We start from the raw sequence: 16013 nt of genomic DNA on the forward strand, positions 1-16013 counted from the left end.
GTAGGATGCTAAAAAAACATTTGACAATAAGAAATGTTATAAGTTTAATAACAATTATTACTGGATGTATTCTATTTTTAAGTGGAGAATTATACAATAGCTATGAATTACAGGTATTTGGGATCACATTCATCTGGTTAAACAATATGTTTTTTTCTTTATATAATATAAAAAAGAGAGTAATATTCTTTTTTCTTAATGTAACTATGTTTACTCTTTTAATAAGTAGACCATTGATAGCAACAATTAGAGGAAGTAAATTTTGGTATTTTCCTTACAATAATATCAACTTTGCATTAACAGGAGTTTTCTTTAGTCTACTTTTTTTGTTCATAGGATCATTAGTAGCAACTATTGTTACTAAGAAAGTTATTAATAAGTCAATCTTGATAAATCAAGATACTCACGAAGATGAAAAAACTCATTTGTTGCGAATCACTTCAGGTGTCCTTTATATTATTTCTATATTGTCTACCTTACTTATAAATATTGAAAAATATTTATATGCTAAATCAACTAGTTATCTCGAATTTCATGCTGGTTTTACTTCCCATTTACCCTTTTTCATAAAGGGATTTTCATTGTTTAGCACATTTGCTTTATGTATATTTTTAGCAACATTTCCTACAAAAAAAAGAAGTATTACTATGCTAGCATTGTATGTTTTAACAACTGTTCCTACATTTCTTATGGGAAGTAGAAATAGCTTAGTATTAAGTTTTCTCTTTGCTTTGGTGTATGTCATAATGAGAAGTTTTTATGATAAAAAAGAAAGCTGGTTTGGCAAAAAAGAAGGAATCATTATTGGTGCCATGGTCCCTCCTGGGTTGTTTGGCTTAGGAATAATGAATTACCTGCGTGCAGGAGAATCTGCTCCAAAGGGGATATTCTCTATTATTATTGATTTTTTTTATAAACAAGGAACAACATTTGACACATTGAGTATAGGCTATAAGTTTATGGATAAACTTCCATTTTCAGAAATAAAATTATATACATTTGGACCTTTTCTTGATGCATTAAAGTATGGTGTAATAAGCCAAAAACTTTTTGGAATGAGAAGCATGAATGAAGGGAATAATTATTACCGAGGAATTGCTAGTTATCAATTAGCCAATAATCTAGATTATGTAAGTAGATGGAAGGATTTCTTTAAAGGAAATGGATTTGGTTCGTCTTTTATACTTGAAACGTACCTGGATTTTGGCTATATTGGAGTGATTATTTCTAGTTTTATTTTTGGAGTATTAACTATTTTATTTATAGTATACTTTAGAAAAAACAAAATATTTATTAATATATTTATATTAACATCTTTGATAAGTTTTTTCTTTTTACCACGAGATGCTACGCTTAGATGGGCAGTATTTATTTTAAAACCTTCGTTTTGGATGTGCGTTTGTTTTTGCTACGTTGGAGCATTTTTACTAAGTAAATTTAAAAGTAAAAAAATAGTAAAATATTTTAGTACTTTATTTAATTAGGAGGATATTTTGAAAAAGAAAAGCAGAATGCAATACTCTCTTATTAATTCGAGTGTTTCAGCGACTATATATATTTTTAACATTTTAATTAAATTTATTTCTAGAAGTATATTTATTTACTTTTTAGGAGCTGAATATCTCGGATTAAATGGATTATTTACAAATATTTTATCTATGTTGTCTTTAGCTGAATTAGGAGTTGGTACTTCAATAGTCTATTCTCTATACTCACCAATTGCCAAAGGCGATGAGAGTAAAATTAATTCGTTAATGCATCTATATAAGAAAATATACACGTTTATTGGTTTAGCAATAGGAGTATTAGGAATCATGTTGGTGCCTCTATTACCCTATATGATTGGTGATGCAAGATATATCAAAAATATTTATGTGATATATTTCTTATTTTTAATAAATTCTGTAAGTAGTTATTTTTTTACTTACAACAGATCGTTGCTTATTGCGGATCAAAAATCATATATTCCAGTGGTATATGATTTTTTATGTAATTGTTTTGTTACAATATTTCAATTTATAAGCCTATACTTTTATCAAAATTATATAATTTTTTTATGTATACAAATATTAGGTACAATTACAGCAAATGTACTATTGACATTTAAGGTAAAGAAATATTATCCGTATTTAAAAAAATCCAAATCTTATTCTTTGGATAATGAAACTAAGGAAACTTTGAAAAGAAATACAATAGGGAATTTATCTTCCAAAATTGGCGGCGTAGTGGTTAGTGGTACTGACAACATTTTTATTTCTTCCTTTGTAGGTATTAGTACGGTAGGGATATACTCAAATTATATTTTGATTGTTAATAGCATAAGAGGGCTCTGCGGACAAATAACTAACTCAATTACTTCAAGTATTGGTAACGTTGCTGTTGATAAAGATGATCATTTAAGTATCAAAGTATTTGAGCGTCATAACTTTGTGAATTTCACTTTAACATACTATTCAAGTATAATACTAATTGCTACAATAAATCCATTTATTGATTTTTGGGTGGGATCAAAATATAAATTATCATCGATGACCGTGTTTTTAATTATCCTTAATTTTGTAATATTGATGATGAGAAACTCATCAATAGTTTTCATCGAAGCATTTGGTTTGGCTTGGCAACAAAGATGGAAATCTGTGATTGAGGCAATCCTTAATATCGTATTTTCATTTTTCTTTTTGTTAGTTTTTAAATTAGGTATTAATGGAGTACTTTTTGCTACAACAATATCTTCTTTACTGACTGTTTGTTGGATTGAACCTTACGTAGTGTATAAATATGGACTACATTCTTCTATCTATAATTATATAAAAATTGTCTCGAAGCAGTTAATTACATTGGTAATCGCAACAACAATTATATTTTTTGTGATTGTGGGGAGATTCGCTTCTAATCTGACAGGAATACTACTATATGCAACAACAAGTTTTATTGTGGGAACTATTATATATCTATTAGTCTATTTTAAAGCTCCTGAACTGCGATTTTTATACGTTACATTGATTAATATTTTTCGAAAGAAGTTGATTAAATGAATGTAGGATTTATATCTGATAGTTTTCCAATGGGAGGCATTGCTAGAGTAGTTACATTAATAGGTAATGGTATTGAGAAATTTGATAACAATTCATTTTATTTAAGTGCATCTGGAGATAGCTCAAATTTTTATAAAATACCTTCAAATAAGCTTACCGTCTCTAGGTATAAGATTAGAGAAACTAAAATTTTAAAGTATGCAACTTATATAAAAAAATATACTGAACTAGCATTAAATAATAAAAGTGTAAATCTAGCTAATTACATGAATAAACAATATATGGCAATTTCAGAATTTATACAGTCTAAACATCTAGATGTTATCATAATATGTAGATACGATCTTACTTTTTTGGTTCCCAAATTAAAGAAAAAGTTTCCTGGCTTAAAAGTGATAGTATGGATACATGGACCTGTAAATATATACACGGAAAAGAAAGAGAGAATAAAATATTTAGAATTTTATAAGGATAGTCTTTTAAAAAGTGATGCTGTTGTATGCTTAACTGAATATGACATTGCTGCTTTAGCAAAAATAAATATCAAAGGAATGAAAATATATAATCCGATTATTTATGAAAAAAACGACGACTGTATAAATACGGAAAGAAATAATAATATTTTGTGTGTTTCAAGGCTTGATATAGAGAGCAAAGGAATAGATATTTTAATAAAATTGGCAGATAAACTACCAGATAATTGGAATGTTAATCTAATAGGAGATGGGACAAAATCACAGATAGAAAAATTCCAATATTTGTATTCTAAAATGAAATATCCATCAAAAATAAATTACTTAGGACCTAAAAATTCTGATGAATTAGCCATATACTATAGAAATTCTAAAATTCTAGTCTCACCTGCATTATATGAAGGTTTTGGATTAACGCTTGTTGAGGCAATGAATTTTGGATTACCTGTTGTTACTTTTGAAACGACAGGCGCAATGGAAATAACTCAGAATGGTAAGTTTGGATATCTTGTGAAAGATTTTTCAGAAAAAAGATTCATAAAAGACATGATTGATTTAGTTAATAATGAGAAAATTTTAACAGAATATGCTCAACTAGCTCTTTTAAGAAGCAATACTTTTTCATTAAATTCTATAGTACGACAATGGAAAGAGTTATTAAAGTATGTGACTTCATAATTAAGAAAGTGTAGGAAAAGTAATTGAAAAAAATTATTTATTTAATAGGGATCATAAGTATATTTTTAATTCTAGTTGGTTGTACAAAAAATGTGGAAAATGCTCACTTGTCATTTGATGAACCTGCTTTTTATGCCGATAGTGAGGGGAAAGTCGAAATAACGGGTACATTGAAAAATGGTGAAAATGGAATTTTAGATGGGAATATCAATACGAAAAATATCAAAGTAAAAGTAAATTCAAAAGGTAGATTTAAGATATACTATAATATACAAAATATTCATGATGATAAAATATATTTAGGAATAAAATCAAATGGTACTATAGTTGGCGAAGAGGCTGATATAATTATCAATCCTAAAACTAGAGATGATTATTTAGTTTCGGCAAATGACATAATAAATCAATATCGTGAAGATGGTAATATGGTTTTAAATCCATCTGAAATTAGTGAAAATGATATGGCTAATGTTGGTTTATCCATAAATAAAATTTCTCCGATGACATCTATGCAATTTGAAGTCAAAACAATTAGCAATTGTGATGCAAAGGTGAGAATTTTTACATTCAGTTCATATGAAGAATTAAATAATGCCTATCTGTACTTAATTCAAAATACAAGAAGTTTAATAAATTTTGAAGGTATAAATTTAAACATACCAGATACACCTGATTTTATTTCTCCAGTTGTAAATGATATTAAAACAAATAATGATCCTCAGCTATCTGAAAAATACTCTTATTATATTAACAACGTTAATAAAGAACCTTTACTGTTCTCCTGGGTTTATGAAACTTGGATTGAAGATTCTGGCTACGTTCTTATACAACAGGATCCTGAAATAAGCAAAAATGTGGCAGGGGAATATGAGAGTGAAATAAATCTATTATTGAACAAAAATAAGATTAATGAATCAGAAGTGGAGTGAAATTCATGAAAAAAATATTGATCACCGGTGGGGCCGGTTTTATTGGTTCTACCTTGGCCAATCATTTGGGAAAAGAGAATGTGGTAATCGTCGTCGATGACTTATCGATGGGAAAAATAGAAAATCTGGATATGACGAAAAATATCACTTTTATTGAGGGAGATGTCGCAGATAAATCCTTGATGGAAGAGATCATGAAAGCTAATCAATTTGATTATATCTTCCATTTAGCAGCAGTTGCTAGTGTGGCTGATTCAGTTGCTAGACCGGTGGAAACACATCGTGTGAATTTTGAAAGTGTATTGATGATTCTAGAATTGATCCGTAAGTACCAACCTGATTTAAAACGAATCGTATTTAGTTCTTCAGCGGCTGTTTATGGGGATGAACCGACCTTACCAAAAAAAGAAGAGTCTGTGATTCGACCATTGACACCTTATGCAGTTGATAAATTTGCTGCAGAACAATATGTGCTAGACTATTGTCATTTGTATGATGTACCTGGTAGCGCAGTTCGTTTCTTCAATGTCTACGGACCAAATCAAAATCCAAATTCTCCATATAGCGGCGTGATTTCTATTCTGATAGATCGCTACAAGAAACAACTAGCAGGAGAGAAAGCTTCCTTTACATTATTCGGTGATGGGAGCCAGTCTAGAGATTTTGTTTATATAGAGGATGTGATCCAAGCGTTACTTTTAGTTGCAAATGAAAAAGCAGCATTGGGGACACAATTCAATGTTGGAACAGGTAAAGCTACCACGCTTTTGGAATTGATTCATGCAATCGATAAAATTCTTGACGTAGAACTGGCGCTTGAATATAAAGAAGAGCGTTCAGGTGATATCCATGACTCTCTAGCAGATATCACTAAGATCCAGTCAATTGGTTACCAACCGAAATATGATATTTTAAGTGGAATGACTAATTATATAAAAACTGAAATCAACTAAACGAGGTTGAGACAAAAGTGTTTCGCATCAAGAAATAAAAAGGAATTTCCGAAAATTTCTCCTCCAATTTTTGGGAAATTTCAACGTATTTTCCGAGGATGCGACGTTTGTCTCACCGTTTATCCATTTTCAGAGATACTAGAAGAGACTGAGACAATTGTTGTCCCAGTCTCTTTTTTAGGCTCTTTGTCAAATGATGTTGGTAAAGAGAAATCTTAGAATAATTTGGACAGAACAGAAAGAAGAAACCCTCTTTCTGTTCTGTTTATTTGGTTAAAAATGTTTTGCCATGACGAATCATGATCCGTAGTTTGAAATTGTAAAAGTTGCGAAAGCCGTACGCATTGCGTTTTAATACTTTGATGTGGTTGTTTAAACATTCTAATGGTCCGTTTGAATAGCTGTAGTGAAGCGCATTTTGGATCTGTGGCAGAAAATTTTTAAACGTTCGTAAAGTGGTTGTATAGGTTTCAGGCAGACCGCTAATGTCTCTAGTTAAACAATCCTCAAATAGTGACTGATCTCTTTTCTTTACCGCATAAAGAATGTCTTGGTATAACTGATAGCCTTGGCGTAAGTTGGGACAAGCAGCTAACAGTCGATCGACAATCTCACTTTCAGTCAAATAATCTTTAAAACTGGCACGCCAAACCCGTTTTTCATAGTTTAACTTTGCTTCTTCTTTTTGTAGGAGTTTCCAATAACGTTTCATTTTTTTCCCTAGTCCTCGTTGAGACTGAGAAGATCCTTTAAGTCGTACAGTGGTTTCTTTCACTCGGTGATTCAAGAAAGTTCTGCCAATATGTTGGACGATGTGGAAACGGTCGATGATCAACTGAGCATTCGGGAAAAGCTTTTTCACCAACGAAACATAAGGCGCATACATATCAATAACAATCAATTGAACGGCTTCACGAGTCGCTAATGAAAACCGAGAAAAATAGCGTTCTAAATAAGGCAAGCGTCGATTTTCGACAATATCCAATAATGCATGGCTTTGTCCGTCCATCATGATAAAACTCATTGCACTGGCAACACTTCGAACCGATTTGAATTCATCAAAGCATAAGACCTTTGGCAAAGTCTGTTTGAAAGGATTCAATGGGCGGTAGAATCGCTTCATGACACGATAGACCGAAGAAGTGGAAATATTTTTCTGACGAGCGATTTCCGTCATGGAAGTATTCTCTTTTAAGCGAGCAATAACAGACCAACGAACTTTTTGAGTAATGAAACAGTGTTTTTCAGCAACAGAGGTATCCGCTACGAATGTTCTTTGGCAAGACTTACATTTAAATCGTTGTTTCTTCAACTCCAGATAAGTGCGATACTCAGACACATCATTCAGTAACAACCGAACGGTTGTCGTCCCCCAACGAATGATCCTAGAGGGGACGACACAAAGACAATGGGGACACTCTTCTGGCTTGTACAGAAGAGTTCCTTTGTAAATCAAGCAAATTTGCCCTTTATATTTTTCTTTAGTTAAACAATTTTCCTCGAAATAGATATTTAGGTCTAGAATATTTAGGGTATCTTTGATAAGCTGAGTATGAGACATCTTGAATCCTCCTATGAATTGGTAGCCAAATTAATTCTAAAGGATTTCAGGGTGTCTTTTCTATATTTTTTTATACAAAAAAGATGTTGGCGAAGTTCACCAACATCAAAAAGTATAGAGCCCTTTTTTAGTAAATACTATCAAAGATGTAGTATTTTCAATCTTCTCTTTTCGTTATATCAGCCATTTGCTAAGTGGTTGGTCCCTTCCAATAGATCATAGATTTGATTCCTTAGATCATTCGCTGACAGTTTGATCTTTTTATCTGCTTGAACGTTGCTTTCCATGACGACAGTATCTGTTAGATTTCTTTTGATGGCCACGACTGAATGGTACCGATTGATATTTCCTTGGGCTAAGATATAATCATTTCCACAGTATACGCCACCGCTGTATGGATGCCCCTTCGCATTTTCACGCCATAATGAGAAGAGTACGTCTTTGGAAACTAGTTTTCCAGATAAAACTTGTGTAAACAACGTATTTAAATCATAGACGGACATACTGATATTCCCAGTCCCTAATTCGTTATGGATCTCTGTTTCAGATTCTGTCAATGGTTTAAAGTAATCGTCCTCTTTAGACATTTGATAGGATAGTGCATGATTGGATGAATTTTTGACTTGGTCATAAAACTTCGTATGCTGTAATCCCAAAGGTTCTATGATATCATCAGTCACTAATTTTTCATACGGTTGATTCGTTAATTTGATTAAAATTCCAGTCAATATGGTAAAGTTCAATGGTTCGTAATGGTAGGTCTGGTAATCTGTAAATTTTAAGTGCTGAAGCGCAAATTGGACGATTTCTTCATCAGTCATTGGTATGGTCGGAGAAGCAGTTCGGTGCAAGCCCGAGCGCATATACAGCAAGTCACGGATAGTAATTCTCTGACTACCAGCGATTTGTGGATAGAATTGAGCCAACTTAGTGTCTAAAGAAAGGTGTCCACGTTCGACTTGTTTTAAAATCAAAAGAGTAGTCAATGCTTTTTGAATCGAACCAATCTGATAATAAAGTGAAGGGTCATTTGGTTGTTGCGTGAGCTTATTCGCATAGCCGTAACCTTTTTCCATGATGATACGATTATTTTTCTTTACGAGAATGGAACCAATATAATCATTTTTTCGTAATAGTTGATCGATTTTTTCAACGAGCTGCTGTTCATCGGTTGTTAGTATCAATTTTTTTTGAGAGGATTGAGCATGTGCGATTGTCTGAGAGTGTTCATTATTGTATAAGTGCCATCCAAGAATAGTTCCTGTAGAAAATGAGCTAAGACTGAACAACAAGACGATGATTGTTAAAAATGAATGCTTTCTTTTTTTAGCATGTTTTCCTTTTTTCATAATAGTTTTGGACTTTCCTTTCTTTTTATAGAAAGAATAAAGCTAAAATAGCTTGTATCTTGACAACATTTATTTTAATCTGATAATAATATATTTACTACTTACAATTTTGATAGATTATTTAAATAAAATCATTCACGACAATTCAAATATCATGTATAATAAATAGAGTTACGAACTTGATAGTAAGGAGGAGTTGTTTTGTCAGAAAACAAACAACGTCCAGTGGAGAAAAAAAAGAATGTTTCTTCTGATACCACCGAAGTGATCACTCAGAGGAAGAATTTACGTAAAAAAGAAGATAAAATCGTAAGTAGGATCATTATGGTGATTGTTCTTACATTATTGATTGTTGGCGGCGTCCTTGGCTTTACAGTATACCGTTATGTCGACAGTGGATTAAAGCCACTGGATACATCAAATGACCAATTAGTGCAAGTAGAGATCCCAAGTGGCTCTTCAAATAAGCAGATCGGTGAAATCTTAGAGAAGGATAATGTCATTAAGAGTGGAATCGTATTTAACTATTATACGAAATTCAAAAATATGACTGGATTTAAAGCAGGATATTACCAAATGGCACCTAATATGACTTTAGATGAAATTGGTAAAGAATTACAAGAAGGTGGTACTTCTGAACCGACAGAAGTAGCAGATGGCAAGGTGGTCGTTCCAGAAGGATATGACATCAATCAAATTGCTTCACGAGTGGCTAAAGTGACTGGGAAAAATGAACAAGAATTTTTGGATTTGATGAAAGATGAAACATTCTTCAAAGAGTTACAGCAAAAATTCCCTGATCTATTGGCAAGCGCCAGCACGGCTGAAAATGTCAAATACCGGTTAGAAGGCTATTTGTTCCCAGCTACCTATGACTATTATAAAAAGATGTCGCTTAAAGACCTAGTGATTCAAATGGTCAATAAGACAAATACAGTGTTGCAACCTTATTTTTCAACAATCAAACAACAAAATCATACGGTACAAGAAGTATTGACTTTGGCATCGTTAGTTGAAAAAGAAGGGGTTAAAGAAAATGACCGTAAAAATATTGCCCAAGTATTTTATAATCGGATTGCTGCGAATATGCCGTTACAGTCTGATATATCTGTGTTATATGCATTAGGAGAGCACAAAGAATTAGTGACCTATGAGGATACTGCGGTGGACTCTCCTTATAATTTATATACAAATACGGGATATGGACCTGGGCCGTTCGATAACCCTAGTGAAGCTTCGATTAAAGCTGTTTTAGAACCTACTAAAAATGATTACTATTACTTTGTAGCGGATATCAAAACAGGTGATGTCTACTTTGCAAAAACTTATGAAGAACATTTAGAATTAGTTGATAAATATGTCAATAATTCGTAAAATAGGTTATGTCACTAGTGATTTATTTTAATAAAAAAACATTTACAATTTAGGAAAAGCATGGTAATCTTTTTTGGATTATATCCTCAAAAGATTACCTTTTGCGGTATTCCAAAAGATAAGAAGGAGACGTTATACATGGTTGAGAAAGTTTACCCTATGACTCTAGAAGGTAAAGCTAAACTAGAAGAAGAATTAGAAGAATTAAAAACAGTTAAACGCGGGGAAATTATTGAACGTATCAAAATTGCCCGTAGCTTTGGTGATCTATCTGAAAACTCAGAATATGAATCTGCGAAAGATGAACAAGCATTTGTCGAAGGACGAATCACAACGATCGAAACAATGATCCGTTTCGCACAAATCATTGATAACGATGGTGTAGATGCGGACGAAGTATCGATTGGTAAAACAGTTACTTTTATTGAATTGCCTGATGGTGATGAAGAAGAGTATACGATTGTAGGGAGCGCAGAAGCAGATCCATTTTCTGGAAAGATTTCTAATGATTCTCCAATTGCTCAAGCATTGATCGGTAAGTTGGTTAATGACGAAGTGACTATCGCAACTCCTGGTGGCGATATGTTAGTTAAAATCACTAAAGTGGAACAAGCGTAAATCAACTGTATGTTTAAGTAGAAAAGAGGCAAAAAAGGTGTTTCAAGAAATAAAAGAAAATCTACAAAAATAACTTGTTTTAATTTTTGAGAATTTCGATTTATTTTTCGAAGCAGTTGCTTTCATTTTCGCTGTTTATTCGGATCGATAGGGGAAGATAAAAGTGATTTTACTTTTGTCTTCTCCTTTTTTGGTTGTAGCAATGATTTACATCTTAAGCCCTATGGCATCTTTGAGAAAAACTAGGTATGATGAAATGAGAATGACTATGAAAGGGGAAAAAGAGATGAATAGTTCTTGGCGTTTTTTTATCATTGTTGAAACGCTGCTATTGCTTTTTGCTATTTGGCAAATCGTTAATAATGTCGCCTTACTTCTTTTGGTACTTTTTGGCATCTTAAATATATATTTAGCTTTAAAAAAACATCCACGATCAGGATTTCAAAATTTTCAATTGGTTATGGGAGGACTGATCATCTTCTTTAGCTTAGTGAATAGTCCTGCATTATGGATGATGGCTGTGTTTGCTGTTTTGTTCATCGGTCTAAAAGGTGTAGAGATATCAGGAATCGATTTTACAAAAAATGCATTCTGGCGTAAAAAACAAATGATCATGGTCCAAACAGATCAATTAAAATCTCATAACAATGAACGAAAAACGCAACAATTGTTTGGTAATCAAAGGATCGGAAACGATGTATATGAATGGGATGATATCAATATTTCATTGATATCTGGTGATACAATCATTGATTTAGGAAATACTTTGTTACCTAAAGATGACAATATTGTGATCATCCGAAAGGGGATCGGCAGAACACGCATTTTAGTTCCCGTAGGTATTGCAATGAGTTTAGAACACGCTACTTTGGCTGGGAATGTTTTATTTGAAGAAGAACAATTTTCATTGAAGAACGAATCCATCAAAATCTATAGTAACGATTATGATGAAAATCCGCGACGTTTAAAGATCATCACGAATTCACTTTTGGGAGATGTTGAGGTGATACGAGTATGATCAGCAAATTGTCGAAACGAATGTTTGCTGTTTACTCAGCAATTGTTTCTTTCTTGATCATCTTATTCTCTTTATTTACTTATTTTTATGCGAGTAATCAAACTGATTGGTGGCGAGAGTTATTAAGTGCTAGACTTTTGTATATTCCCTTGATTTTTCATTTATTTGCCATTGCTTTAGGCGTAGGACTTCTCATTTTTTTGATTGTTTCAGTTATTCAAAAAGCAAGATATGGGAAAATCGAAGAGAAACTACGGACTCTATCGGCGGGTAATTATGAATCACCTATTTTGAATCAACCAATACCAAGACCAGTCGATGATATCTACTTACATGATATCGATCTGGAAATTACCAAAATCAAAGAGAAAATGATTGAAGTATCAAGTGAACTCCAAATTATGACAAGTAGACCGCAGTATGTGGATGGACAAACAAGAGAAGAAATCTTAGAATTAGAGAGACATCGGTTAGCTCGAGAATTGCATGATTCTGTTTCTCAACAACTTTTTGCAGCAATGATGATGATGTCTGCATTAACGGAACAAGCGGAAAAAACAGATACATCTGAAATATTTCGTAAACAACTGCAAATGGTAGCGGATATCATCAATGCTTCACAATCAGAAATGCGTGCATTGTTGCTTCATCTTCGTCCCGTAAACCTTGAAGAGAAGAGTTTGAAGCAAGGGATTGAGCAGCTATTGAAAGAATTGCAAAATAAAATTCAAATTTCTCTGAAATGGGACATTGAGGACGTAAAATTGACAAGTTCTATTGAGGATCATCTGTTTCGTGTCGTACAAGAACTATTGTCTAACACGCTGCGACATGCGAAGGCGAATGAATTGGAAGTTTATTTGCATAAGATCAATAATAATCTGTTATTACGGGTGATTGATGATGGAGCTGGATTCAATATGAATGAATCTAAAACTGGTAGCTATGGATTAAATAATATTAGAGAACGGGTTGCGGGTATCGGTGGAACAGTGAAAATCATTAGTTTCAAAGGACAAGGTACCAGTATTGAAATCAAAGTTCCTTTAATGAAGGAGGGGTAAGTAAAGATGATCAAAGTTTTACTTGTAGATGATCACGAAATGGTTCGTTTAGGCGTTTCTTCTTATTTATCGATCCAGGATGATATCGAAGTGATTGGCGAAGCAGAAAACGGGCGAGAAGGTTACGAAAAAGCAATGGAATTACGACCTGATGTGATCTTAATGGATCTTGTCATGGAAGAAATGGACGGTATCGAATCAACAAAAGCTATCTTAAAGGATTGGCCGCAAGCAAAAATCATTATCGTAACTAGTTTCATTGATGATGAAAAAGTTTATCCCGCAATTGAAGCAGGTGCGGCAGGATACTTATTAAAGACATCGACTGCTCATGAAATAGCAGATGCGATTCGAGCAACGCAGCGTGGAGAACGTGTGTTAGAACCTGAAGTAACAAATAAAATGATGGAGAAAATGAGTAGACGAAATGAACCAGTCCTTCATGAAGAATTAACGAATCGGGAAAACGAAATCTTGATGTTGATCTCTGAAGGAAAAAGCAACCAGGAAATTGCCGATGAATTGTTTATCACGCTTAAAACTGTTAAAACTCATGTGTCTAATATCTTAGCAAAATTAGAAGTTGAAGACCGAACGCAAGCTGCAATCTATGCGTTCAAACATGGATTAGTCAAGTAACATAAATTATACTCCTTTTAATGGGACCTTCAAAGAGGAACAATTTTTTGTATGAAGTGTTGCAAAACTAATACGGTGAACCAAGAAGAAAAAATCTCGAAATAAATTTAATATTTTGAGTTTTTTTCTTTTTATTTTTTCTGTAAGAAATTAATTTTTGAAAGGTGAGAATATCTTGATCACTTGCTTTCGTTTTTAGAAAGCCTTTGCTATACTTAGGTAAAAAGATAAGGGAGGAAACAAGTGAAACAAAACTTTGCAATTGTAGGTCTTGGCCGTTTTGGTGGAAGTATCTGTCGGACGTTAGTCGAAGCGGGTCAAGAAGTATTAGCCATTGATAGCAGTGAAGACCGAGTCAATGAATATATGAATATTGCTACACATGCTGTAGTAGCAAATGCCCAAGATGAAATGACGTTACGTTCTTTAGGAATCAGAAACTTTGACCATGTGATCATAGCGATCGGGGAAGATATCCAAGCAAGTATTTTGGTCACGTTGATGGTGAAAGAAATGGGTGTCCCTAATATTTTGGCAAAAGCACAAAATGAGTATCATGCTCGTGTGTTGGAAAAAATAGGTGCTGACCGTGTTGTCCATCCTGAACGTGATATGGGGGTTCGAATTGCCCATAACTTGGTATCAAAGAATATCCTTGATTATTTAGAATTATCTGATCAGTTTTCGCTTGCGGAAATTCGGGTATCTAATCCTAAATTTTTTAATAAAACGTTAGCAGAATTAAATTTTAGACAGCGTTATGACTTAACTGTAGTTGCAATCCGTCGTTCGGATCGAACGGTCGTAGTCTCACCTTCCGCTGCGGAATATGTGCGGGAAAATGATAATTTGTTAGTGATCGGTGAGACAGAAGATGTAGATATTTTAGATGACAAGATGAATCAATAAGGGGATGCTTGAATGGAATTGACAGTGACAGAAAATGCACGTAAGTGGTTTGAATCAGAAGTAGCGCTACCTAAAGGTTATGGTATCCGTTTCTTTGGGAAGGTTTATGGGAAAACAGAAGTGCATGAAGGCTTTTCCATTGGTATGTCTGTAGAGCTTCCAGAACATCCTATAAAAAAAGAAGTGATCGATGGTATCTTATTTTTCATTGACGAGGCCGATGAATGGTTTTTTAAAGGATATGATCTAGAAGTAGATTATGATGAAACTTTAGATGAACCGATTTATCATTTCAAAGAACAGTGAAGAAAAAGGAGTATTTTCGGCAAGAAATCAGCCGGAAGACTCCTTTTCTTTAGTTCTGAAGAAAACAGATTGTTTCATACTTTGTTATACTTAGGCTAAACTAAAGAGAAGAAGGGTGGTTAACTACATGGGAGAAAAAATTATTTACTTAGATCGAGATTTTAGAGAAGAATTTATGGATAAAATCAAATCAATTGCTCCAAACTATACGATCAAAACTGATTTGATAGAAGAAGAGCTTCCCGACGTGGAAATCAGTCTAGGATGGAATCGAAACTATCAAGAGGGCTTGCTTTACTCTGGTCATTTAAAATGGGTTCAATCGATTTCTGCTGGTGTGGATACCTTACCATTAGAGAAATTTGCGGAGAAAGGGATATTGGTATCTAATGGTAGTGGTATCCATAGTGAATCGATTGCAGAGCATATCATGGGAATCATTCTTGGCTATTCAAGAGGGCTATTTCAGGCTCAGCGAGCACAAGTCGCAAAAAAATGGTTAGGATCGAATGTACATTATCAGCCTTTAGAAAATCAAAAAGTACTGATCATTGGTACGGGGAAAATCGGTAAAATGGTTGCAAAAAAGGCATCTGGATTTGATATGGAATGTTATGGAATCAATACATCTGGCCATCCTGTAGATGGGTTCAAACAAACCTACCCACTTGAAGACTTATCAGAAGTAGTGCCTGAAATGACTATCGTTGTAAATATTCTACCTTTGACGGAACAGACAAAAGGACTGTTCAATGGTAAGTTATTTAAAAAGTTCAATCGTCAGGCAGTATTGATCAATGTAGGACGAGGAGCATCCTTAAAAACAGATGAATTGGTGATTGCACTAAATGAAGGAAGATTAGCTTTTGCTTCTCTGGATGTCTTTGAGGAAGAACCATTGCCTTACGATAGTCCGCTGTGGGAAATGGACAATGTCTTACTTACTTCACATATTGCAGGACTAACACCTGATTTCCAAAATAAATTAATGAAGATCTTTTTAGCTAACCTACAAAGCTATATGGCAAATCGCAAATTGCAGGTCAATCAGGTTGAATTGAACAAAGGATATTGATAAAAATCTGAGTGTAGAAAAAAACTGTTCCA

The 16013-nt window shown here is 33.5% G+C and carries 15 protein-coding genes; 13 read left to right on the forward strand and 2 right to left on the reverse strand.

The genetic code is table 11. The annotated features are described in order from the left end of the window. Nucleotides 1-5 precede the first annotated feature (5 nt). From CJZ72_RS09135 to CJZ72_RS09155, 5 genes are read left to right on the forward strand one after another with little or no spacing between them, the layout of a single operon-like run. Nucleotides 6-1484 (forward strand): O-antigen polysaccharide polymerase Wzy family protein, encoded by a 1479-nt coding sequence (locus tag CJZ72_RS09135; protein WP_095443780.1) that lies wholly within the window; start codon nt 6-8, stop codon nt 1482-1484. A gap of 9 nt (nt 1485-1493) precedes the next feature. After that, the gene (locus CJZ72_RS09140) at nt 1494-3035 is read left to right on the forward strand and encodes a lipopolysaccharide biosynthesis protein (protein ID WP_095443781.1); all 1542 of its coding nucleotides are present in this window, start codon (nt 1494-1496) and stop codon (nt 3033-3035) included. Beyond that, nucleotides 3032-4186 (forward strand): glycosyltransferase, encoded by a 1155-nt coding sequence (locus CJZ72_RS09145; RefSeq protein ID WP_095443782.1) that lies wholly within the window; start codon nt 3032-3034, stop codon nt 4184-4186. The genes CJZ72_RS09140 and CJZ72_RS09145 overlap by 4 nt, the downstream gene beginning before the upstream one ends. 23 nt (nt 4187-4209) lie before the next feature. Beyond that, entirely contained in the window at nt 4210-5115 is a 906-nt protein-coding gene (locus CJZ72_RS09150; protein WP_095443783.1) for a hypothetical protein, read from the forward strand. Nucleotides 5116-5120: 5 nt separating this feature from the next. Continuing rightward, complete coding sequence (locus CJZ72_RS09155) at nt 5121-6068, forward strand: NAD-dependent epimerase/dehydratase family protein (protein WP_095443784.1); 948 nt, start codon at nt 5121-5123, stop codon at nt 6066-6068. Nucleotides 6069-6333: 265 nt separating this feature from the next. Here the strand turns inward: CJZ72_RS09155 and CJZ72_RS09160 are convergent, their stop codons facing one another. Further along, nucleotides 6334-7629, reverse strand: coding sequence for an ISL3 family transposase (locus CJZ72_RS09160; RefSeq protein ID WP_095443582.1), 1296 nt, complete (start codon nt 7627-7629; stop codon nt 6334-6336). A gap of 179 nt (nt 7630-7808) precedes the next feature. Beyond that, nucleotides 7809-8978: a serine hydrolase domain-containing protein gene (locus CJZ72_RS09165; protein ID WP_081135848.1), complete on the reverse strand. Its 1170-nt coding sequence runs from the start codon at nt 8976-8978 to the stop codon at nt 7809-7811. Between the two features lie 201 nt (nt 8979-9179). Between CJZ72_RS09165 and mltG the strand changes: the two genes are divergently transcribed. From mltG to CJZ72_RS09205, 8 genes are all read left to right on the forward strand, one after another. Continuing rightward, on the forward strand, nt 9180-10352 hold the full coding sequence (mltG, locus tag CJZ72_RS09170) for an endolytic transglycosylase MltG (RefSeq protein ID WP_081135851.1): 1173 nt from the start codon (nt 9180-9182) through the stop codon (nt 10350-10352). Between the two features lie 138 nt (nt 10353-10490). Next, complete coding sequence (greA, locus tag CJZ72_RS09175) at nt 10491-10970, forward strand: transcription elongation factor GreA (RefSeq protein WP_005876368.1); 480 nt, start codon at nt 10491-10493, stop codon at nt 10968-10970. 286 nt (nt 10971-11256) lie between these two features. Beyond that, the gene (gene liaF / locus CJZ72_RS09180; RefSeq protein ID WP_081135821.1) at nt 11257-11988 is read left to right on the forward strand and encodes a cell wall-active antibiotics response protein LiaF; all 732 of its coding nucleotides are present in this window, start codon (nt 11257-11259) and stop codon (nt 11986-11988) included. Next, complete coding sequence (liaS, locus tag CJZ72_RS09185; protein WP_081135799.1) at nt 11985-13052, forward strand: two-component system sensor histidine kinase LiaS; 1068 nt, start codon at nt 11985-11987, stop codon at nt 13050-13052. The genes liaF and liaS overlap by 4 nt, the downstream gene beginning before the upstream one ends. 6 nt (nt 13053-13058) lie before the next feature. Next, entirely contained in the window at nt 13059-13691 is a 633-nt protein-coding gene (locus CJZ72_RS09190; RefSeq protein WP_081135801.1) for a response regulator transcription factor, read from the forward strand. A 243-nt stretch (nt 13692-13934) separates the two neighbouring features. Next, nucleotides 13935-14600: a potassium channel family protein gene (locus CJZ72_RS09195; protein WP_081135804.1), complete on the forward strand. Its 666-nt coding sequence runs from the start codon at nt 13935-13937 to the stop codon at nt 14598-14600. 12 nt (nt 14601-14612) lie between these two features. Then, nucleotides 14613-14906, forward strand: coding sequence for a HesB/YadR/YfhF family protein (locus CJZ72_RS09200; RefSeq protein WP_081135806.1), 294 nt, complete (start codon nt 14613-14615; stop codon nt 14904-14906). Nucleotides 14907-15033: 127 nt separating this feature from the next. Continuing rightward, nucleotides 15034-15981, forward strand: coding sequence for a phosphoglycerate dehydrogenase (locus CJZ72_RS09205; RefSeq protein WP_081135809.1), 948 nt, complete (start codon nt 15034-15036; stop codon nt 15979-15981). The last annotated feature ends 32 nt before the right edge of the window (nt 15982-16013 follow it).

Origin of the sequence: Enterococcus durans (assembly GCF_002277935.1) — a bacterium.
GTDB lineage: Bacteria > Bacillota > Bacilli > Lactobacillales > Enterococcaceae > Enterococcus_B > Enterococcus_B durans.